This is a genomic window from Porphyromonas somerae (genome assembly GCF_022845615.1).
Taxonomy (GTDB): Bacteria; Bacteroidota; Bacteroidia; order Bacteroidales; family Porphyromonadaceae; genus Porphyromonas_A; species Porphyromonas_A somerae.
The window spans coordinates 1,744,742-1,769,233 of sequence record NZ_AP025559.1 but is presented as its reverse complement, the minus strand read 5'-3'; the positions used below and the strand labels follow the sequence as shown (position 1 = coordinate 1,769,233).

Sequence of the window (24,492 nt, the reverse complement as noted above, 5' to 3'; positions counted from 1 at the left end):
AATATTACTTCTCACTACTATATAGGAATATTAATCCTAAAACATGAACTACTTATTTACTGCAATTCAACCTTCAATGCCGATTGCTCTTCATCGGTAAATAATCTAAGAACATACGTACCGAGCTGATACCTACTGATGTCAAAATCATGAGTATTAAGCTTAACTCGTCTCTCTACAAACTCTTGTATCAGATGCCCCTCAGTATCATAAAGGGATAGTGTATAATTGACAGGTTCTCTTAATTCTACTCTTGCTTGAAAAAGTCCATTAGTTGGATTAGGACTAACCACAAATTTGGTAATCAAAGGGGTTTTATTGTCCTTAGGAACATCAATCTCACCAGGCTTTTTGACCTCGATACTTTGTATGATCTCAACCGTGCAATTATTGGTATGTGCCAATACAGAAATGGAATATCTTCCGACAGTAGGAATGATAAAGATAGCCTCTTCGTTGTTGCTACTGATTAGTTTAGCCTCATTTGGAATTCTCCATTCGATAGTACCTCCATCGGTCTTGCTAATATTGACAGCATGTATCTCTGCCCCTTGCTCAATAATAGAAGGAATCGCAACGTCTAGAACAAAATCATTTTCAGCTTCAGCGATATTCACTGCTGCGCGTTTGCTACAACCATTCTCAGTAGTGGCAATAACTTCATATAATCCACCTTTTGTCGCTATATGCTGAGCCTCAGTAGTAGGCAAAATCTTACCATCAAGAAGCCAGGAATACTTTACACCCTCATGTGGACATTCTGCTTTAATTAATCTAGATTGACCTTTGCAAAGTGTGAATGGCTCCGAAAGAGCCAATTGAATTTCTTTTGGCTCATTCAAAGATATTGATAAATGTTGTGGGCAATTTTGACTATCTGTTACAGTAACTTTGTATATACCTGCCAGTAGATTTTTTCGCTCAAGGCTTGTTTCAGTAGTATCATCCCATTTTACAGTATATGGTGGAATGGCTCCCTCAACTGCAAGTTTTATGGCACCATCCTTTTCTCCATTACAACCGGGATGTTTCACTTCAGAAGTCACTTTGAGACTTGTAGGACTACTGAGTTCGACAGACTGATCGAAAGTACAACCCCTAGCATCAGTAAGATGTAGAAAATAATTGTCCCCGGAAATATTCTCAAGTACATCTTTTGTCTCTCCTTCAACGTTCCACTGATAAGTATATGGTGCAGTACCACCCTTGACAATGGCTTTGATACGTCCTTTTCCATCGGCACAACCGGGTGCAGTAGTCTCAAAAGTAACCTCAAGAGGTGTCGGCTGCTCAAGTGAATAAATTTGAGAACGAGCGACAATACCATTGGCATCAGTAATCTGAACCAAATACTTCCCCGTCTTTAGCTGTCCAGCAATACTTGTCTGACCATTGGGTAATGGTTGCTCTCCTGTATCTGTAACCTGATACCACTGATACTTATATGTATCTCCAGTGGAAAATGGAACTCCTCCTTTAGGAAGAGCAGTTAGTTCTCCTTCATTGCTATCAAAGCAATTAATAAAATGGCTTTCTTCAATCTCAACAATTAAAGGATCTGGCCCTTTTAACTCAAACGTTTCTTCTGCAAAACATCCACAGGGAATCGTCTTTGCACCTATAGATAATGAAGCGTAACGTGCGTCAGCAACAGTAGCAGTATAGATTCCTGCAGGTATTCCACTCAATACATATGTATATGTCTCTCCATCTCTATCAGTACTGGTACTTGAGAATGTCTGACCTTTATCATTCTTCCATGTGACATTATACCCGGCTGCTCCACTCATCTGAGTTCCTCCGCTCACTCTAATGGACAACAATCCATCAGAAGAATTATGAGCTTTAGGGGGAGTCTTAGTAAGTAATGCTAATGACACTGAGGTCGGTGGTTGAGAAAGAGTGACTTCAGCAATAAGTGGATTTTGGTTCATCATACAACCATTTGAATCCAATAATTTGACCTGATATGTACCTGCTGAAAGATGAGTAAAGACAATCGGAGCACTAGAGGATCCATTGATCTCTGTAGATGCCTGTGTGGCAGTATTAATGAGATTTGCCTTAAATTGACCGGTGCCACCAGTACAAGATATAGAAATCTGTCCATCACTTCCACCATGACAATTGATATCAGACTGCGTGACAGTAACAGATATTTGTGGCCTATCCTTGATCTCTATTAACCTTTGGTGATCAGGCGCATCACTATAGGTGGAAAATCCCTTCAGTGAACCTTTAAGTTTAAACAAATATGCACCAGCGGCAAGATTACTGACTGTAAATTGATTGTCGGCATTAAGATCTACACCCGAATCATCACCAAAACGAAGAACTGCATTGTCTTGTAGCACTTCTAAGACTTCACCTAGATACAATGGTCGGCTCAAAGTAAATATCGCTTGACCATTCGTCTCTCCATGACAGAGTGGCAATTCCGTGCGAACATCTGTTATATATGGTGATGAGATAGCAAGATCCAATGTTTCAGACTCACTAGGTTGTACCGAATTATAGATTCTTACCGCAAATTTATCTCCATCCAGAATGTGTCTAATGAATTCATCCTCACTTACCAAGTCACTACCAGAGATCTTTAAAAGTTCAGGGTTTGAACTATCTATTAAGTTTTGAGGTACAAAATTCCACGTTACTCCACCATCCAAAGAATATTGCCACTGATATACCTTCGCAGGAAAACCCTTGATTGCAGGTATCACGACTTTATTATCATACGACAATTGTTTAGGCACATTAGGTTTATCAAACAAAAGCTCTGGATATACCCTGAAAACCCTGGTCTTCGTAGATGAAAATTCATCTGTATTGAATAGAGGAAATATAGGTTCAATGCCAATGGGTACAGAATAGTCATATTGACCATCTTTCGCTTCATACTGAGTGTGATAATGTTTTCCAGAAGAATCAGGAAACCATAACGCAAATTTTACTTCACGAAGACTTACCGTTCGAATTTTAGTAATAGAACCATCTTTTGCTGGGATTAATTCCTTTCCCATTATCCTTCTGCCTTTCTGAGTTTTATAAAAATTAAAAGCCATTACTTCAACTTCCCCCTTGCCGTTTTGAGTGGATATATATAAATTATGGTAATACCGTCTTTTTCGCTGATCAAACATAAAGTCCACATCATACTCAAAGACATAGTTTTGAGCTTCCGAGGAGATAAAAGGAATGCAGAAAAATAGAAATATAAAGATTGTACGAAGACGTGCGTAGAAAGACGGTTTAATTATGCTATTCATCGTAATGCCTGTTTGATTAATTTGATTGGGCTACCATTTTTCTTCTTAACCACTAACATATAAGATATCGGAAGTGATTGTATGTCATTATCTATAAACTCCCCATTAGTATTAAGCGAATCTCTTAAAAGCGAATAACTATCAGAATCAACTTTCTTATATATCGAAATAGATAAGATATCCTTGATTGCGGTTGACCATTTCAGTGTAACACCACGCAAATCCATAGTTAAAGAAAAATCTGTCTTATCTTTTGATTTTGTAGAAACTAGATTGTAAGATGTGACCTCGTATTGATTTGATGGTTTTGATCTTAATCCCCCACTCGTGATGCTTGTGATTGTATAGCTATACTGGATGCCCGGATTTATATTTTTATCTTCGTATTTAGTATTCTGAGGATCATCTATCTTTATAAGTATTGGAAGAGAAGACCCAGATTCGTAACGCATCAATAAGAACCCTGATAGTGTTGATTCATGCCCTGACTCCCACATAATTACATTTCGTCCCTCTAATGGTTCTATATTCTTTATGACTGGCTGAGAAGGTGGTATCACTTCTGGCTTTTTTGCTTCGATAACAGCACTTAACTCTGATTGATTATATCTTTTGTCAACTGCAGTTATAGCATAATAAGCATGAGTATTCATAGCTACCATATCCACGGAATCGACATAAAATGTTTGACTTATGGGAATATCATTGATAGGGACAAGCTCTTCACCTTTAGCATTCCCTTTGAAGAGTCTATATCCTAAAATGTCAACATCCTTATTAGGATCCCAAGATATTTGTACGACTCCAAGACTATCTATATTTGCAATCAATCCCGATGGAATAGCAGGGGGAATACTATCAGGTTTTTGAACCAATACCGAAAAGGATCGTTTTGACTCCTCCCTCTTACTTAAAGCCTCAATGATGTAATATGGCGCATCTGCACTCAGTTCTGTCAAATGAAATGAGCGCTGATAAGGAGCAATGCCCTCTTTCAAAGGCACAAAATGCTTATTATCTGGAGAATTTAACAAGCGAAATTCCTTCAGTAATTTTTCTTCATCTTCATTGAATGACCAGGTAAAATTACATCCATCGCCATTGTCCGGAATTGATGAAGAAATAATGGGAGAGCTATCCAAATGCTGATATGCCACTCCGACTATTGTATCACTGTAAGCACCGATAGTTCCAAAAGGAGTAATACCAGCCACCCTGTAGTAGAAAGTCTTATCATTGGGAATTGAATCCAAATACGTAATAGGAGTATGCGTATTATTTACTTCTCCCATACGAGTAATTGGTAAATCTGACAATGAAGAGAAGGAAATACCATCCTCTGATCTTTCTACAAGGTAACTTGGGTACAAAAATGAAAGAGTCTCATAATTCCAAGCTAACATTACAGATGAATCTCCGAACTTTCCACTTAACTCCAAAGGTGCCGAGAATTTAGTTAATTCTGTCGGTACTACATATTCCGCTCCCGGATTGAGTGCAATGTCACTTACAGGAAATAATGGAGTAACCTTGTAAAGATATGTTTCGTCGGGCTTAATATTTGAGTCTTGCCAACCCCATCCCATCTCCAAAGCTACAGGAAAACACTGATCTGCTGCATAAAGTGAAAACATATATCTTTGTTCTTCTTCCTGGCTGAGGGCAAGAACCTTACCTATACCATCATCCATCGTGGACACCTCAAAACTTTCGCCGAAAATAGCCTGAGCCATAACAGCTCCCATAGGATACTCTTGAATCATTGCTTTCAGTTGTTCACTCTCTCTAGGTCTCAGTGAATCTCCCAAAACTATTATTTCTGGATTTGATAAAATCTTTCCATCCCTAGCAATGGTAGTACGTGTTAGCCGTACTCCATGGACATTCAAAAGTCGCCATGTTTTAGCATTGGGTGCAATCCATCGAAGTAAAATCTTATCTTCATGAGTTTCAGAACGCATTAAAATTTGATTGACCACAGAATCTTGCGACACCTGTGCCTTGCTATAAATAATGGGAAGAATAACAAGGAGTCCAAGAAAAACGAATCGGTTGATAATTATCTTCATTTATTTAGCGCTGAATAATTGTTATACATGAACTCAATTGTTTCACATTCAGTTCCATCCGGCAAGACATAAGTCAAAAGGACTTTATATTTTCCATACTTAAGAATAGGCAAAGAAGCAGTAGCCAGTCGCTTGAAAACACCTTGACTGACTTTCGTTGAATTATTAACAACAATATTGCGTAATTCTCTGAAGTCTCTATCTATGACAATTGACGAATCATATGTATATGGAAAATCAAACTGACCCTTATTAATTCCTGATTCAAAATCGGTCAAATACTTCACACTTGGAAGTACTGAGAAAAATGGGGGTATACCCATGATATTTTCGTCTCTATTCTGGAGTCTAATACCCGCATACGGGTAACCATCATAAAGTAATGGCAGAACTGACATGTAATACGGTTCTTCAAGTGTTGCTTTAACTTTAATCAAAGGCATAAATTGTGTTTTGTCTACACCTACAATTTCAGCTTCATCAAATGCTTCTTTTGCATCCACACTTGATGTCAATTGCATACTTCCCGCCACATCAAAGATTTTGTCTTGAGTACTACGCTTAATGTCTTCCATCTTTTCTACAAAATTGGAATAAACACTTGTCGCAAAAGTATATTTCAAAATCTCAGCACTGGCATCTGATGTCCCTGCTTGCGCTTTTTTCTGAACAGCTGTTATAGAAGCATCCTCTGTTGATTCAAGAGTTACCGAGCTATCTTCAATTATCTCATTATTACCTTGGCTTGAGTATGCAATCCGCATAGTATAATCAGTTTGCTTGTTAAGATGAGGCAATTCAAATTCGATACTGTTTGTCTCTTCATTGTAAACAAAATCAGTACGAATGGTAGGTGATCCAACAGACTCGAAGCATATCTTATAATCGAATCCTTTCGCAAAAAGGTATTTTTGTCCAAATTGCAGTTGGATGGTTCCCTTTTGACTCTGATTTGTAAGGAAATACTTTTGGTCTACGACCGGGTATGAATATACAATGTTTGATATAGGAATCTCATTCGGAGCTTCACCCGTAATAAATGAGCATGAACGCTCCTCTACAGCTTCCTTACCGCTTGTCATAACTTTTACCCATTTTCCACCTTTCAATTCGTCAAAGCCAACTCTGACAATAGCTTCAAGCTCTGTACGACTAGGTAATATTTCTTTTGCCTGAAAACTGACAGCATCTTTATACTTGTTCCAAACCAATTTACCTTCAATCGTTTTTCCCTCTTTGTCTCTCAGTATAAAATCCTTTAGACCGACTCGGTAAGTTGTGGTTCCAGACTCAGTTGTACTTTCAATAGTCTTCCCCATTGGAATCACAAATCGTGCTTGAGGCATCGTAAATACATTTGCATCGGAGTCTCCGTTCGAGGCTGAGAAATCACTTATTATCGGCATTTCAAGTGGCGAACTTCCCGGATAGACAGGTTCGCATTCGTCCCCTATTGATAATTTGAAACGAGCCTTTCCTTTGATAATCCCTAAGATATTTAAGTTGACACCAAGATATCCTCTAAAATAAGAAGGATCAGGCAATCCTGCCTGAAGTAGTGTCGCAGCACCACCCTTAATTACTGGGACCTTAGTCTTCAGTAGCCACAAGTTAATTTTCACACCCAATTCGCCTTGCAAATATGCATAAGCCTGACCTTGAGCATACCAACCATCCCAGCCAAGTACACCAGATCTGCCTTTGCATTGAAGATTTCCATAATCTTTAAGCATTATGTCAAATCCCAAACCGGTATCAAAATTTGCATACATCATCAAGAATGTCAAATCCCCTGTGTTGACTCTCAAATCGCCACCAAAAGCCAATCCATTACCTCTACTTAAAGCATCAATATCACGACCACGAGCGAGGGCATTTAACTCATAACCTAAAATATTAGCAACTTGAGATGGTGGTGCTGGCATTTCGGGTATTCTACTACCTGCCATGAAATATGCTCCAGTTCGGACATCCAAAATTTTTCCAAGCCCCATCCTTAGTCCGACCCTATTGTCTGGACGTCCAATATGCAAATACCACTCTTTGCTATCTGCATACAGTTCCCCCCATCCAGCACGACCTCCTGGACCAACTCCGGTAACTATCTTTGCAGGATCACTCACGAATACTTCTGAAGTCGCCTTAAAAATTTTATTATTGAAGTCCATATTTGCTCCGATATAACCTCTTATTCCAGGCTTTACATTACTTGGAATCTCAATAAGAGACTTAGAAACGCCTAGAAAATTAGTAGCTTTCGACAATAAAGAGCCAGTATCATTTAAGATAACCTTTTCTTTTTCTTGCATATTATGAAGCAACGAAGCTAGTTTATCAGTATCAGGAATTATTTCATCTTTTTGCAAGAACTCTGTATATCCGTATATTCCTGCATATCGTAATCCACCAGTTTTATTAAATGCGATTTCAAATCCGCCACTTCCTTTAGCTATCTTCTTCGCAACTGCAAAGCTAATTGCTGACTTTAGTTCTAACCCTGCATTTCGATCTGGCTTGTAAGTCATGGGGTGTAAAGATTCTGTTATAATATTACTGCTTGATACCATATGCTGGCTAACTCCGCCTGAAAAACCATTAATACTTATACCTGCAAAAATTGGAATTCCAAGAGGAGTCTCCATACTACCTTGTGCATACCAATAACTCAAATCTTCAACTCGCCCAAAACCACCTGTCATTTTTATAGGTAGTTTGTCAGTGATCTTCAATAGCAAATCTCCACCAAAACCATCACCATATATCAAATCATTTCGGTGCCAATTGACTTGCCCATTTAGTTTGAGGACATCTGCTATATCAACATCAAGATTGATGGCATCAACTTTCATTCCATCATACACCCACTCTTTCCGACCATCGATGTCTAGCATCTTAGAGGCAAAACGCAATGTCGTCCCTCCATTAAAGAGTTTGTCTCCTAATGTTAATTTCACCCCTGCTCCTATCTCAACACGGTTACCCTGACCTGATAATGTAAACTTATCAATAGACAATGGAAAGCTACCAAGTTTTATCTCCCCATCATACCCCATGTTATCTACCTGAATATATGGTTCGATGGTCTGTATCTGTAAATTGCGAAAATGAACAGTGGATGAATTCTTAGCATCTTGTCCTAAATCAGAAAATACCATTTCTCCATGCAAAACAGCTCGAGGTAAAAATTGATCTTTTACCATCTTTAGTTCGATAAATGAATTAGGTAGTAGCTTTGCTTTAGCATTAAACAATGAAAAATCAAATTCTTGCTGATCAGTTGTATTTACAGCAAGCAAATACTCATTATTTGCACTAATATTACCTACGTATCCAAGAGCTGTTGTATTCCCTTTAAATGGCAAGCCAATCTTTCCTTCAAAACCTGCTTCAATGAGTCTATTTGCTTCAAGACCAAACTTAAATTTATCAACTGAAAATTTCCAACCTCCCGCACTCCCCTTATCAAATGGAAGTATATCATTTGCAGTAAATGCACAAGACACACCATAATCATCTATGATTAAATCTTCGGCCTGTAAAGTAACCCTTTGATTAGTATTGGTATGAAATGATTTCGGTAATGTTATAGAAACATTCTTTGCATATACACCTCTCCATAGGTTTACGTTTTCTTGACCTAACAAGTACTTAGAATCATACTCAGGTGGAAACACTGAATTTTGACTATTACGTTTATCGCTAAAATCAAAAGTTACTGTTTCTAGACTAAATTCAAAACCAGGTAACCCTTTTATTTGAAAAGGGTCAATATCTATATCAACAACGATATCATTCCAATCTTCTACAATAGTTTTGAATGAACCTCTAACTTTTTCTCCATTGACTATTGGAAGCAGAAAATCTTCAGGAAAGACAACTTCAGCATCTAAACCAAAACTTTTAAATCCACCACAATCGACTTCCATAAAAGTTTGCCCCTCTGCTCTTCCTGCTCTCTTATCCTGCCCCCCTTTCAATACAAGCGTCATATATCCATTATTAAAATCGATATTCACATCTTGTAATAGAGATAGTCTGAAAGAATCCATTAATCCCCCCTGTTGATTCCCTTTAATATTGTCTGCACCAAAAAATAGGACCTGACGTTTACCATCATGTCCTTGAGGAATAATTGCTCTTGCTACTACGGAATATAATGCTGAACCAGCTTTCCATTTCACTCCAGAGATTGCAACAGTTATTTCTACTCCAGAAATTGTTCTTTTAACACCTATAGGCAAAACATTGTTGTCAATATGATTAAGGTTTTCAACAAACGAATTTTTCTCACCTACAATCTGCAGAATGTTTTGGATATCAGCAATATGAGCGTTATTTATAGGCACCTGTGCAGATGAAGAATAAAACACAGAAAACAAAAGACATGAAATTATAATTTTTATTGCGTAATTCATATCGTCGATTCCTTTAATCTCAGGAAGGTTAATCATGAATAAATAAATGACTAATTGAAAACCAAATATATACTAACCGCAAAGGTACGGTTTTTTATTAATATTCACAATCAAGAGTCTAATTTAGTCAGATATAGTAGTGCCAACAATTCCAAGTGCAATCTTATCTAAAATTCTCAACTCCAACCAGATCAAAGAACACTTTTAATTTCAAACTCGTATCGCGTAAAAATTTCCATACAGAATCAAAAGAGTTTCATAATTGATAATTGTATTTCCCTGCGTATCACGCTTTGGAAATTGTATTGCTTTAGCTTATATATTTGCCACTCGAAGCGATTTATTAACGTCAAAAAGAGTGATTTATGGAAGCAAATAGCAATGACAATTACGTGCTGGTCTTAGAGGATCGCACCGAGGTAAAGAACCAGCAAGAAGCGGGGAAGCTCACCATCGTTTCGGGCATTGATGATAAGGGCAAGCTCAAAACAACTGAGCCACTTGAAGCTAATCAGGCAGCATTTCTAAAGTTCAACAGCAAAGATGGACTACTGAAGAACTTCATGACCAACTTTCTCAAGCAGTTCAACAACCCCTCCCATTTCGGGCTATACAAAGTGTTGGCGAGCAATGTAGAGCAAGGCGTAGATAACCTGCGTACTCTGCTCCAAAACCGAGAGACTCCTGAAAGCAGACAGCAGTTGGCAAAGGTCGGTGTACCCTTTGAAGACTATCTGCCACAGCAGAAGAAGAGCACAGCCATTGATGCAGACAAGGTAGACTGGAAGATGCTCGACAGTCTCGGACTCTCCCGTGAGCGGTTAGAGCAGAGTGGTGAGCTGGAGAAGATGCTCAATTGGCAAAAGAGCAACCTCGTGACCATAGCCATCCCCATTGGAGACACGACTATCTACACAGAGGCTCGCCTTGCTTTTCGCACAGATAATGAGGGCAATATCGGGTTAGCCATACACGCTATGCGTAAAGAGCCACAGCTCGACTACCCCTATATGGGCTACAAGTTCTCCCCCGAAGAGAAGGAGCAACTACTCGCAACCGGCAATCTCGGCAAAACCATCGAGGTAACACCCAAGAGCGGTGAACCTTTTGCAGCCTACGTCTCCATCGACCCACAGACCAATGAGATTATCGCCTTGCGTGCCGACCGTGTAAGCATTCCTCAAGAGATCAAAGGCGTCACGCTCTCTGACCAGCAATACAAAGATCTAGTGGAGGGCAAAGCGGTGAAAATAGAAGGAATGACCGCTAAGAGTGGCAAGTCTTTCGATGCTACACTTCAAGTCAATGCAGAGAAGAAAGGCATTGAGTTCATCTTCGGAGAGAACAAGAGTCTCAAAGAGCGTCAGAAACAGCAACAAGATCGTCAACAAGGCAAGGCACCTCGCAAGCTTTGTGGTCTAGAGCTGTCAGAGAAGCAACGAGAAGCCTTAGACAACGGTCGCACACTTTACCTCAAAAACATGATCGATAAAGAGGGACAACCCTTCAATGCCTATGTCCGTATGGACAAAGAGCAGAACCGCCCCCGTTTCTACAAATGGAACCCTGACAAGAAGCAAGGAACGGGTAAGGTCGAAACCGTGGCGGAAGAGCACAAAACGCAAGTAGCCGTCAATAACCACGGCAAAACCAACGAAGCTACCAAGCAGGTGAAAGAGCCACTGAAAAAGGGGCAAACAGCACCCACTGCTGAACAAAAGCAGAAGCAGGACGAGAACAAGTAGAAGAAGTCTCGAGGACGTAAGATGTAACCCATAATCCATTCAAAGACTATGACAACATGTATTATTGCTGAGAAACCCTCGGTAGCAAGAGATATAGCCCGAATCGTTGGAGCGACAACAAAGCAAGACGGTTATTTAGCAGGAAACGGTTACCTCGTCACGTGGGCTATGGGACACCTCATTACACTTGCCATGCCAGAAGCTTACGGCTATTCTAACTACAAAGCAGAAGAGTTGCCCATTTGCCCCAATCCCTTCCAGCTCATTGTCCGACAAGTGCGTAAGGACAAAGAGTACCACGAAGACCCTGCAGCACTCAAGCAACTCAAGGCAATAAGCTCCTGCTTTAATCAGGCAGATCGTATTATTGTGGCAACAGATGCCGGAAGAGAAGGTGAGCTCATCTTTCGTTGGATTTACCGACACTTAAACAGTCACAAGCCCTTTGATCGCCTATGGATCTCCTCTCTTACTGACAAAGCTATCCGAGAGGGGCTAGCGAATATCAAGCCAGGGAGTCATTATGACCATCTCTACTACGCAGCCCAAGCACGAGCAGAAGCTGACTGGTTGATGGGAATCAATGCCAGCCGAGCACTCTCCATTGCTTACCGTGGAGGCTACTCACTAGGGCGAGTGCAGACTCCAACTTTGGCCATGGTGTGTCATCGCTATATGGAGCATAGAGACTTTACCTCTGTTCCTTATTGGAAGCTCACTGCGATGATAGAGGACGAGGGCTTATCCATCAAAGCCGTGAGCCTACAGAACTTTGATAATGAAGCTGCTGCCCAAACTGCGCTCACTTCATTACGCAGTATCGGCTCGCTTACGGTCACAGAGGTCACAAGAAAGGTGACGCATACAGCTCCACCCCTCTTGTATGACCTGACCGCTCTGCAAAAGGAGGCTAATGTACGTCACGGCTTCTCCGCAGATAAGACCCTCACCCTCGCACAGTCGCTTTATGAGAAGAAGTTCACTACCTACCCCCGTACGGGTAGCCGATATATCAGTGAAGATGTTTTTGAGGAAGTTCCCGACCTCCTTCGCAAGATTGGCACACCATTACCCCAAGAGCTGAATCGCCACTCTGTAGATGACAGCAAAGTTACCGACCACCATGCCATTATCCCCACGGGAGAAACCGCATCGGTATTGTCGGTAGATGAGACCACGCTTTATCAAATGATTGTTACCCGCTTCGCAGAAGCCTTCTCGGCGCACTCTGAAGAGGAGCGTATGCAGGTAGTACTCAAGGACGAGACCAACAGCTATGTTTGGAAAGCGTGCCGTCAAGTCTCTTGGGGTTGGAAATCTGTACAGAGTGCCACTCCTCAAGAGCCTAAAGAGAGCGAGGAGGACGAGCCTATTTTGTCCTCATTGCCCAACTTGACCGAGGGGCAAACGCTAGCCATCCAACAAGCAGACATAATCGAGCAAAAGAGCAAGCCTAAGCCACTCTATACAGAAGCGACCCTGCTCTCTGCTATGGAGCATGCAGGCAAGGAGGTAGAGGATGTTGCAAGTAAAAAGGCTTTGGCAGAGTGTGGCATAGGCACACCTGCCACACGAGCCAACATCATTGAGACACTCATCCTGCGTGACTATATCCGTAGGGAGAAGAAAAGCATAGTCCCAACGGAGAAAGGATTAGCCGTCTATGAAATCGTTAAAGACAAACGCATTGCCAATGCGGAGATGACAGGAGCATGGGAGGTGGCACTAGCAGCAATCGAGGCAGGAAGTATGGATGCTGGTAAGTTTGCACAAGGCATCAACTCCTACGTCTCCACCATATGCGAGGAGTTGCTCTCACTCGCACCTGCATCTAGGCAACAAAGGTACCCTACATATCACTGCCCTAAGTGTGGTCGTGAGAGTGTGGGGATCTATGCCAAGGTGGCGAGATGCAAGAATGATGATTGTGATTTCCACATATTCCGAGAAGTATGCGGTACGTATCTCTCTGAAGAGAATATCCGAGACCTCATAAGCAAGGGGCGTACACCCATCTTGAAAGGTTTGACGAGCAAGGCTGGTAAGAAGTTCAATGCCCGATTGGTTCTACAAGAGGATAGTTCGACCAAATTTGAATTCGAGCAAAAGAGTAAGAAGTGATAGCCCGCACAAGAGATCTAGCTCAGTGCCACAACTATCTCTCACGACACTCCCCACATGTTCTATCGTAGTTAATAGGAAGCCGATTGGAGAGCCTTTGTGGTTTCTTAGCGGAGAGATGTAGTGCCAATAGGGGTTGGCACTACAGTTTCATACGGAGGAAACTCTAGTTTCATAGGGAAGAAACTCTAGTTTCATAGGGAAGAAACTCCAGTGCCAAGCCTATGGGAAACTTTTCCCATACGGATGAAACTGAGGAGTGACGGGGGGGGGGGGACAACATTTCCACTCAGACTAGACTCCACCAATTCACGTGAAGAGCAAATACATCAAGTAATCGTACTTCCATTCTTGTGGAAGGTATCTCAATCCATTTCGTGGGATTGACCTTCTCCCACCATGGCTAACAACTATCATCAACAAACAGAGTACCTCTATGGCATACAACAAGAAAGCCGTTTTGGCAGCAAATGCAGAAGCAATCCGTGTGGTGCTACGATTAGAAAAAGAGCATCGTATGGCTACCGAAGCGGAGAAACGCATCTTGCGTGGCTACCAAGGTTTCGGAGGTCTGAAGTGCGTATTGAACCGCACAGACACGCCAGCGGACATCCGCTATTGGAGCAAATCGGAGCAAGAACTCTTTGCTCCGACACAACGGCTCAAGCAGATGATCTATCGGGAAGCGGTCGATGCTCACACCGCCAAGCGGTATTGGGAGAGCATCAAGGCGAGTGTGCTCACCTCATTCTATACAGATAGACGTATCGTCTCTGCTATTTCAGATGCTCTCGCGACAAGTGGTGCGACGCTCAAACGGTGCCTTGACCCCTCCTCGGGGATGGGTGCTTTTGCCGAAACATTTGCCAAGCAGGTGGGCATTGTTGATGCCTTGGAGAAAGATCTGCTCACGGCTCGCATCAGTCAAGCGTTGCACCCTTATGGCGAGGGCAACATCTTCGTGCGAAATGAGCCCTTTGAAGCGATAGCTCCCCTAGAAGAGACGGAGAAGTATGACCTCGTAACCAGCAACATCCCTTTTGGAGACTTTATGGTCTATGACCGTGAGTACAGTAGGGGAAATGATCTCTTCAAAAAGGAGTCAACACGAGCCATTCACAATTACTTCTTCGTAAAGGGCTTGGACTGCACTAGAGAGGGAGGTCTCGTTGCATTTATCACTTCACAAGGCGTACTCGATGCAGCTCTAAATGAGCCAATCAGACGCTATTTGATGCAAAACAGCCGACTCATCTCTGCTATCCGTCTGCCATCAGGTATGTTTAGCGAGCAGGCAGGAACTGAAGTCGGAAGCGACTTGATTGTCTTGCAAAAGCAGTCGGGCAAGGAGATTGGCGAGGAGCTGGAGAAGCAGTTTGTTCAGACAGTCGCTGTACCCAAGGGGGATGGTTTTACTATGGCATTCAACCACAACTCACTTTTCGAGGGTTCGTGGGATGATGTGGCACCTCGCACCATAGCCACCAGTCGTGAACTGGGTAGAGACCCTTACGGCAAGCCAACTTGGGAATATCGCTTTGAGGGAACTATGGAGGAACTGGCTGAGAGTCTCCGAATACAGCTCACACAAGATGTGACAGCACGTTTTGACCGCAAGCTCTATGAGACGGGAATAGCGATGAGCGAGGAAGAGCGACAGAATGAAGCCGAGAAGCAATTGCGTAAGCTGGGCGTAACAGTCGGATTGCCTGAGGTGGATTCTAAAGTAGACGAGGAGCAAGAAACAGACAACGCTTATGATCTAATGCCTGATAGCATTAAGAGTCAACTCCCCAAGCTATATGATACCGAGAAGCAACTCATTGGCGACCGCACAGCTTATGTCCGATACTTCTTCCCGCTGGGAGCCTATACAGCCTACCTCTTAGAGTACAACCCAGAAGAACGTCTTGGGTTTGGAGCAGTTACAATGGGTTACGGTTGGGAGCTCGGTTATATCTCCTTGGACGAAATGAAAGAGGTCAAGATACATGGTTTGGGGATTGAGCGTGACCTTCACTTTTCTCCTACAGCACTGCATGAGATAGCCGAGTTAGAAGAGCTTGTCCAAGGACGGTATAGCAAAGAGGTGGTTGCAGAAGCTCACACTGTTGTAGTTAACGAGGCAGTACAAACAGAAACCCAAGCGGAAGAGGTCGTGGAGGAGTCCTTTTCAGAGGGAACTCCCGTCAACTCCATCGAAAAGAGTGAATTGGTAGAACCCACCCAGCAGGAGCAAGTCTCTTCAATGTTAGAGCCAGCCCCTGAAGGTGTGCCAGCTCTAACGCTACAGCATCAGTACGAAGCAGATATTCGTACAGACCTAGAAGCCCCACGAGAGATGGGCGGACAGATGGTCTACTTTGATGACGACCATCATCCCGTGATGGATACTACTGATGTCGGTCTGGAAAAGGCCGGTTATTTGTTTGCTCCCGAAGAGTACGAACTTTGGACGCAGGAGGTCGCCCGTGTTAATAGGGAAATCAAAGAGGTCAATAAGCAACAGGCAGCCTCTAAACCTAAGCAAAGCTCAGTAAAGCGTCCAAGAGCAAAAAGAAGTACTAAGCTCTCCTCAATCGAGCAGCCATCTCTATTTGACTTTGCAGAAGGGGAGAGAGAAGTACAGCCAGTTACAGAGGTTAAGAAGTCATTTGATGCTTCACCTCGTCCATTCCTCTCTTTGCCCGACTCGCATCTACGAGATGGGTCGATCGTGCTGCAAAATGGACAAGTGGGGTATCTTTCCAATCTGAAGCGACAGCCCACCTTTCATCCGATGGACTTACCCTATGAGCGCCTAACCAAGCTCAAAGCGTACATCGAGATACGAGAGAGTTATCATCGGCTATACGACTACGAAGCGAACAATAGATGTGAGGATAGCGAGGAGCGTATAAAGCTCAATCGGCTCTATGACGACTTCGTTAGTCGCTGGGGGTATCTTAATCAGAAGAGCAATACAGACCTCATCAAGATGGATGCAACTGGGGTCGAGATACTCTTCTTAGAGCGATCCGATAAGGGGGAATACATCAAGGCAGACATATTTGATCATCCTACCGCTTTTGCCACTACAGAGGTGACAGTAGCTGCCGACCCCACGGAAGCTCTCGTCTCTTCTCTGAATAAGTATGGCTCTGTGGAGCTAGACTATATGAGTTCGCTCCTCCCCGATATGGAGGAGAGTGACATCATCTCAGCCCTAGAGGGACGCATCTACTACAATCCAGAAGTAGATGGTTACGAGGTGGCAGACAAGTTTATCTCAGGCAATGTGATAGAGAAGAGCGAGCAGATTGAGTCGTGGCTATTAGATCATCCTGATCATGAAGAAGCACAGCAAAGCTTAGCTGCCCTACGAGTTGCCACACCTACACCGATACCCTTTGCTGAGCTTGACTTCAATCTTGGGGAGCGGTGGATACCAGCTAAAGTCTATAGTGCTTTTGCTTCAGAATTCTTTGAGACAGAGATCACCGTCACCTATCAGAGTACGATGGATGAATATGTTTTGCAATGTGATAGACGCAATGGCAACATTTGGCATAAGTATGCTGTGCAGGGAGAGTTCAGACGCTATGATGGGCTTAATCTCTTAAAGCATGCACTACACAATACCATCCCCGATATCAATAAGAACAAAGAGGTGCGAGATCTAGAGACAGGAGAGACGAAAACTATCAAAGTGCGTGATGGGCATGCGATACAGATGGCTAATGCTAAGATAGAGGAGATACGTCAGGGCTTTGTGGATTGGCTAGGCAGAACGCCAGAGAGCTTTAAGCAACAACTATCCGACAGATATAATAAGCTATTCAACTGCTTCGTGCGTCCCAACTTTGACGGCGCGCATCAATCCTTTCCCGATCTAAATCTGAAAGGACTCGGTATCTCTGACCTCTATAAGAGTCAGAAGGATGCCGTATGGATGCTCAAAACCAATGGCGGGGGTATTTGTGACCATGAAGTAGGGGCTGGTAAGACCCTCATCATGTGTACGGCAGCTTATGAGATGAAACGCTTGGGCTTAGCAAACAAGCCGATGATTATCGGACTAAAAGCAAATGTTTTCGACATTGCCGACACTTTTAGAAAGGCTTATCCCAATGCTAGAGTGCTTTATCCGGGCAAGAACGACTTCAATAAGCAAAACCGCCAACGCATCTTTAACGACATCAAGAACAACGATTGGGATTGCATCATATTGACCCATGAGCAGTTTGGGATGATACCTCAAGCTTTAGAGATACAGGAGGCAATCTTGCAAAAGGAGAAAGACTCTATAGAGGAAAACCTAGAAGTCCTTCGTCAGCAAGGTGCGGACATTTCCCGAGCGATGCTCAAGGGCTTGGAGAAGCGAAAGCAGACCCTCGAAGCCAAACTACAAGGCATTCAAGATAGTATTGCCGAGCGTAAGGATGATGCTGTGGACTTCAAAATGATGGGCATCGATCACCTCTTTGTGGACGAGAGTCATCAGTTTAAGAATCTGATGTTCAACACGCGCCACGACCGAGTCTCTGGCTTAGGTAATCCAGAAGGTTCACAGCGTGCACTCAATATGCTCTTTGCCATACGTACCATTCAGGAGCGGTCGGGTAAAGACTTAGGAGCTACTTTCCTCAGTGGTACGACCATCAGCAATTCACTCACAGAGCTCTATCTGCTCTTCAAGTACTTACGTCCTCAAGCACTCGAAAAGCAAGGCATCAATAGCTTTGATGCTTGGGCTGCGGTCTTTGCGAAGAAGTCTACCGACTACGAGTTTTCCATCACCAATGACATCATACAGAAGGAACGCTTCAGAACCTTTATCAAAGTGCCAGAGCTGGCAGCCTTCTATGCGGAGATTTGTGACTATCGTACCGCTAAGGATATCGGCATTGACCGCCCAGAGAAGAACGAGATATTGCATAACATACCGCCCACACCCGAGCAGGAAGAGTTTATCAGCAAGTTGATGGAGTTCGCCAAGACAGGGGATGCAACTCTTTTGGGACGAGATGAGCTATCGGAAAAGGAGGAGAAAGCTAAGATGCTGATCGCAACGGACTATGCCCGCAAAAGATTTAAGAAGCTTGTATCTTTCAGATAATCAATAGGGTAGAAAAGAGTGTAGTGTAAAAGGGTTACGAGTTGGAAACGAGCAAGTTTCTTTACCTCTCTTCATTCTGCAGTGCTTCAAAGATCACGCCGTTCTATGTTGCAAAGATAATGATTCTCTTATGAAAATCAGTAGGAATTAGCCATTCTATTGTTGTGCTATTCAGCTGGTGTCGTTTGCTTTGCTCATTACATTCGATTAAAAGCTATATTTTGCCTTCGCCCATACTTCTGAATTGTTTTTGTACGTGCTGAACATACCTTCATCGCCTCCAAACCAATCATACCCGAGAGAGAGCTGAATGAAGTCATTCAGAGAGTAGGCGGCAGTAAACCGACTAAACCAACCTTTATGATTGAGGTCGAAATAGGTGAAGTTGGAGAGTTGTAGAGTGTTATCCAACAGCTTTTTCGACACATTGAGCGTAAGGAGTGAATTGTGATGCGGCTGTGCAATCTGGTCTTCGTACTTTAGGATGCTTTCAGAGGAAAACTGTGCCATCACCACCCAATCTTTGGGGGCATACCAATCGATACCCACGAGATAATTCACAGTGTTGAATCCCTTTTGTTCTTGATCAGACGCATCAGGTCTATAGCTGAAATGCTTCCCCACATTGAAGGCTGCTTCTCCTCGTAATACCAGTTGCCCTAGAGGTTTGGATATGTCTCCTCCGAAAAATCCCATTCGGTAGTATTGCGGAGAAACGACAATGTGGGTATCTGTAGGGCGATACGTAAACACGGGCATCTTGTTCCACGTATGCAATGCGGAGAGCGAAAAGTCCACTCCAGGCAAGGTAAAAGATAGCTTTCCGCCATACTCGATATTGGCAAAATGAAGACTGGGATGGCTCCCATTTTCTTCCCAGGCAATAGGCAGTGGGCTATCTTTGGGTAAAATGCACCATGGATTTATTGCGTCGGTAGGTAGTTTATACCCTTCAAAGGTTGGCACGGCAAGCAGTTCCAGTTTCATTTTGTCGTTAAAAACGAAAAGGCGTAGGGCATTGACTGGCATCCGAATGTCATCATAGTCTTGTGCCAAGAACTCTGTCATATCCATAGGAGAGACCAAGTCGGTAATACGCACACCGTCTGCCGCCCCCCAAATGACCAATTGTCGCCCAAGGCGAAAGCCCCAATGGTCATCTCTATGGTCAAGATACGCTTCCCGCAGTTCAAAACCTGTATGCTCTTTTAATAATGCATTGTAAGTTGCGTTGAATGAGACAAAAAGCGAAGAGCCTTCAAAACTTTTACCTATCTCTCCCCTTATTCTCGTGCGCGAAGACATAAAGTTGTTCGGTTTTTCGGATCGGACGGCATGATAGGTATCCACAAATCCTTTGACTTGCCACGATGAAGCCACCTCTTCTTGACCCCATGCGATATGCAGGGGCAAGAAGAGAATAAACAGCAACAAGAATTTTGCTGAATGACTAGTTGTATCTGTCATTAGAATCGGCCTTTTTCCAAGGTGCTTACACTGAATTGAGCCTCGTTCATAGGGGTATTGAACTTGGGATCCTTAAACTCAAGAATCGTCTGATGGTTAGTCTGAACATTGGTCATATGCAGTTTTTTTGCAATCCAAAAACCAGAAACCTTCACAATGTCCGACAATTCAAGGCGACGGTGTAGCTTCCCCATCTTGTCGTAGTACTCCACCTTAACGGCGATAAGGCAGTCTTGACGAATCCACGCCACCTTTCTAGAGTAGATCTCACGTTTGTCTTTAGGCGTGTATTCCAGTTTCCAGCACTTGTGTCCGTCAATAGTCTCTTCGCCCAGCAACTTGTGGGAGTCTTCGTCTACATTGCGACTGCCCATATCATCATAGGTGAAGTCACTGCCCATAAAGTAATCCTGCTTGGCGGAGGAGCCACTGATGCGGCGGGTTTTCTTCATAGCGGGCAAGTAGAGCCATCTGTCATCGTCTTTATCTGGATTGTCGTAGTCCCAGGTGAGAAAGCCTGTTCCTTTTACATCTCCGGGATATAGAAAGAACATGATACTCTTACGGTCTTTTTTCCCCGCTCCCACATCTATGGAGTAAGAGATAAGCTTCCGCTCGCGTATCGCCCCACGCTTATTGATCAGTTTCATGACCAATTCCGATTGACGGGTATCGCCATCGGGACGGTCTTTTACTTTTTGGGCAATCTCTCTGCCCGTCTGGGCCATTGCCGTAGTGGCAAAAGCCAAGACCACCAAACTTGCTAAAATAATTCTTTTCATCATGATTGATATTTTGTTGTTGATTTATCCCATTGACTTTTCAAGCATCTTCCTGTAAGTAGCCGATTGCACCCGCAACTCTGCATCCGTACCCATTGCTTCAATCTTACCTTGATGGAGCAACACGATCTTATCGGCTCCACGAATGGTACGCATGCGGTGAGCGATAACAATGACTGTCTTCTCCTTGATCAGCTCCGACAAAGCCTCTTGTATTAGGCTTTCATTTTCCACATCTAGCGAGGCCGTGGCTTCATCCATCAAGATGATGGGTGCATCTTTTAGGAGGGCTCTGGCAATGGAGATCCGCTGGCGTTCTCCACCAGAAAGTCGCTCGCCGTTTTCCCCGATGACGGTATCAATACCATCAGGCATACGATCGATAAACTCATCACAGCGGGCAATTTTGGCGACACGAGTCACTTCCTCGTCCGTTGCTCCTTTCTTGCCGATACGAATGTTGTCTTTGATACTGGCATTGAATAGCACTACATCCTGAAAGACAATGGCGTAGTTCTTCAGCAGTGTTTCGGGGTCTATTTGACTAATGTCCTCGCCACCAAGTAGGATTTTGCCCTGCTGTATGTCCCAAAAGCGAGCGGCCAACTTGGTCAGCGTGGTCTTGCCACTTCCAGAAGCCCCAATCAACGCTGTCACCTCGCCTTGTTTCGCAGCGAAGCTCACGCCGTTGATGACGGTATAATCCTCGTAACCGAATACTACATCTTTGAAATCTATACTATAATCCCTAGGGTTCATCTCTTGTTTGCCCTCCTGAATAGGCATAGTCTTGATCTCCTTGATACGTGCCACCACACCATCGAGTGTCACGATCATAGCCATAAAGGACAGAATGCCCTCTATAGGCACGTAGATGCTTGCCGTGAGGATGAGGTAGGCGATATAGACCAGAATATTGATTTGTCCGGCAATCAGCATGTTGGCACCGACAATCGCCACCGAGACGATTCCGAGCTTCATCAGCATACCAGCCAGTGCGGTGGCAATACCAGCGGAGAGTTCCATCTTTACCTTATTCCTAGTATTACCATCCATCTTGTGGTAGAACTCGTTCAGTGTCCGCTCTTCTAGATTATAGGACTTAATCTCCTGTATCTGGTCAATCTGCTCTTGTAAGCCGTCAAGCACGTCACGACTGGTCTTCACATAGGCATTCACATCATTCCGTTGTTTCTTCTTGGAAAGTGAAAAGAGTAGTAGCGAGACGGGGATGACCCACAATGCCGCCAATCCGAGCTGCCAATTATAAGCGAGTATCATTACAGATATAATCACCGTGGAAATGGATGTGGCATAGATATGCGGCACGGAGTGTGAGAATATTTGCTCATAGAGATTCAGGTCGCTCATCATCGTCGCCGAGAGGTCGGATACATCACGCTTGCCGAAATATGAGAGAGGCAGTTTCTTCAGACGGTTGGCTATATCAATACGTGAGTTGGCACTTTCATTATAGACATTGTCGTAAAGGCGTACGTAATCCCACCTTGCCACAAAAAACATCACCAACAGCATCACTAAGATGATGACGATATAGTCTACTAGGGTCAGCTCTACTGGTGCAGGGATACCCTCCAAACTGCCCAAATACTGGAATAAAAAGACAAATCCGATAATGGGCGGAAACATCTTGGTCAGATTTAGGATGGTATGCGAGAAGATAGACTTCTGCAGGTTCTTCGCACCCTGCTCCGACATGGCGTATTTTTGCTTAAAGAACTTATTCATTTTCATAGTCTCCTCCTATTCTCCAATTGGCGGCTTTTTGATACTCGCTCCACAGCTTTTTGTAGACACCGCCTAGGGTTAATAATTCGTTATGCGTACCACTTTCCACGATTTTGCCATTCTCCATTACTAGGATTCTATCGGCATTGATCACCGTGGAGAGCCTATGTGCGATCATCAGTGTGGTTTTGTCCTTTGATAGTTCCTTGAACGAGGTTTGAATGATATGCTCGTTCTCAGGATCTGCAAAAGCGGTTGCCTCGTCAAGTATCACAAAGTCGGCATTCTTCAGGAAAGCCCTTGCGATAGAAAGGCGTTGGATCTCGCCACCTGAAAAATAGGTGCCCTTAGTGCCGTATACGGTATCCAAGCCCTTTTCTAGATTATCGACAATCTCTTTGGCTCCAGCTCTGACGAGAGCTTGCTCTATCTCCTCATCGCTGGCGTTGGGGTCACCTAGTAATAAGTTCTCCCTTAGGCTCATCTTAAAGAGCTTAGACATTTGGAATACAAAAGCTACTTTTTGGCTCAAGGCCTCTTTCTTATACTCCTTGATACTGGTACCTCCAATGAAGATGTCGCCCTCATCGGCATCGTAGAAGCGAGCTGCCAAACGTGCCACGGTGGTCTTACCTCCTCCTGAAGCTCCCACCAGGGCAACAGTCTCACCTTTGTTCACCTTAAACGATACATTGTCCAGCACTTTGTCTTTTCCGTATGAAAAGGAGACGTTTCTGAACTCCAAGCCCTCTCCAACAGCTGTTGCTTCGCCGTAAGTGAGGTCTTCATAATCCAAAGCTGTGTCAATCTTATCCAACGCCAACTCTGCGAAGTAGATGAAGTTTTGCATGGCGGCACTTCGCATCATAAAGACACCGAACACAGGCCCTATTAATAGATAGATAACGGAATTACCCAGCACCTCTCGCATATCACCTCCCGAGGTGATCATCATAATGGCAACAGGCACCAAGAAGAATGCCGTAGAGCTTGAAATGGCTTCGTACAGCGACATCTTATTCTTGAACCCCATGCTCCACCGCACCACGAAATCTTTCAGCTTTACGATGAGTGAGTAGAAACGATCGAAGCTCTCCACGCTCTGGGCAAAGGTCTTTACGACTGGAATGCCACGCACATATTCTACCGATTCGGCAGAAAGATTGGCAAGTCCCTCGTAATACTCTTCCCGCAACTTCTTGCTCTTTGGAGTCGCCATAGTCGCCATCAATAGAACGGTTATGACCATCGGGACAAGGCTCACTAGACCAAGCCGCCAGTCGAAAAGGAAGAAGAAGACCAATAGCACGATGGGCGAAACAATCGTCATGGCGAGGTCTGGCAACTGATGTGCCAGCATCGTGTGGGTCTCTGCAGCCCCATCGACAATCGTCTTGCGGAGATTGCCACTTTCACGATTGGCAAAGAAGCCCAAAGGTTTCGCCATCATCTTCTTCACGCTGAGTTTGATGATGTTGGCCTCTACCTCAAAAGCGAAGAGGTGGGAGACCATTAATGCACAGAAATAGAGTAGCATTCCTGCTGCAGCAAAACTCGCTGCCAGAATGGCGTAGTATCGTATGGCTCCCCCATCGACACTACCACTCAAGATAATCCCGCTGACAATCTTATGGATATAGACCATAGGCATCAGCACCAAAATACCCGAGAGGGCCGAGAAAACCATCGCCAGCGGAAGCATATACCTTTTCTTACCTGCGTAGTGGAGTGATCGCTTCAATACCGACGGCTTCTTCTGTTTGTTTGTATTACTCATTAT

General features: G+C 43.6%; 9 protein-coding genes and 1 pseudogene. 3 read left to right on the top strand and 7 right to left on the bottom strand.

The window, feature by feature from the left end:
- Positions 1 to 56: 56 nt before the first annotated feature.
- The 3 genes from MWL85_RS07600 to MWL85_RS07590 are packed head-to-tail and all read right to left on the bottom strand — an operon-like array spanning position 57 to position 9,750.
- Positions 57 to 3,266 (bottom strand): T9SS type A sorting domain-containing protein, encoded by a 3,210-nt coding sequence (locus MWL85_RS07600; RefSeq protein WP_244400265.1) that lies wholly within the window; start codon positions 3,264 to 3,266, stop codon positions 57 to 59.
- On the bottom strand, positions 3,263 to 5,335 hold the full coding sequence (locus tag MWL85_RS07595) for a fibronectin type III domain-containing protein (RefSeq protein WP_244400264.1): 2,073 nt from the start codon (positions 5,333 to 5,335) through the stop codon (positions 3,263 to 3,265). The genes MWL85_RS07600 and MWL85_RS07595 overlap by 4 nt, the downstream gene beginning before the upstream one ends.
- Positions 5,332 to 9,750 carry a hypothetical protein gene (locus tag MWL85_RS07590; RefSeq protein ID WP_244400263.1) on the bottom strand — a complete coding sequence of 1,473 codons (4,419 nt, stop codon included), beginning with the start codon at positions 9,748 to 9,750 and terminating at the stop codon, positions 5,332 to 5,334. The genes MWL85_RS07595 and MWL85_RS07590 overlap by 4 nt, the downstream gene beginning before the upstream one ends.
- 365 nt (positions 9,751 to 10,115) lie before the next feature.
- Here MWL85_RS07590 and MWL85_RS07585 point away from each other — a divergent pair, with 365 nt between their 5' ends.
- The 3 genes and pseudogenes from MWL85_RS07585 to MWL85_RS07575 all read left to right on the top strand — a co-directional run.
- The gene (locus MWL85_RS07585; protein ID WP_244400262.1) at positions 10,116 to 11,495 is read left to right on the top strand and encodes a DUF3945 domain-containing protein; all 1,380 of its coding nucleotides are present in this window, start codon (positions 10,116 to 10,118) and stop codon (positions 11,493 to 11,495) included.
- Positions 11,496 to 11,543: 48 nt separating this feature from the next.
- On the top strand, positions 11,544 to 13,616 hold the full coding sequence (topB, locus tag MWL85_RS07580) for a type IA DNA topoisomerase (RefSeq protein WP_244400261.1): 2,073 nt from the start codon (positions 11,544 to 11,546) through the stop codon (positions 13,614 to 13,616).
- Between the two features lie 436 nt (positions 13,617 to 14,052).
- A pseudogene (locus MWL85_RS07575) lies at positions 14,053 to 18,684 on the top strand (DUF2958 domain-containing protein); the annotation flags it as partial.
- A gap of 237 nt (positions 18,685 to 18,921) precedes the next feature.
- Here the strand turns inward: MWL85_RS07575 and MWL85_RS07570 are convergent.
- From MWL85_RS07570 to MWL85_RS07555, 4 genes are read right to left on the bottom strand one after another with little or no spacing between them, the layout of a single operon-like run.
- Complete coding sequence (locus MWL85_RS07570) at positions 18,922 to 20,181, bottom strand: DUF1302 family protein (RefSeq protein ID WP_244400259.1); 1,260 nt, start codon at positions 20,179 to 20,181, stop codon at positions 18,922 to 18,924.
- Positions 20,181 to 20,966, bottom strand: a complete 786-nt coding sequence (locus tag MWL85_RS07565) for an outer membrane lipoprotein-sorting protein (protein WP_244400258.1) — start codon at positions 20,964 to 20,966, stop codon at positions 20,181 to 20,183. Before MWL85_RS07565 ends, MWL85_RS07570 begins: the two co-directional genes overlap by 1 nt.
- A gap of 21 nt (positions 20,967 to 20,987) precedes the next feature.
- Positions 20,988 to 22,712, bottom strand: a complete 1,725-nt coding sequence (locus MWL85_RS07560; protein WP_394802120.1) for an ABC transporter ATP-binding protein — start codon at positions 22,710 to 22,712, stop codon at positions 20,988 to 20,990.
- Positions 22,705 to 24,489 carry an ABC transporter ATP-binding protein gene (locus MWL85_RS07555; protein WP_244400256.1) on the bottom strand — a complete coding sequence of 595 codons (1,785 nt, stop codon included), beginning with the start codon at positions 24,487 to 24,489 and terminating at the stop codon, positions 22,705 to 22,707. Before MWL85_RS07555 ends, MWL85_RS07560 begins: the two co-directional genes overlap by 8 nt.
- Between the last annotated feature and the right edge of the window lie 3 nt (positions 24,490 to 24,492).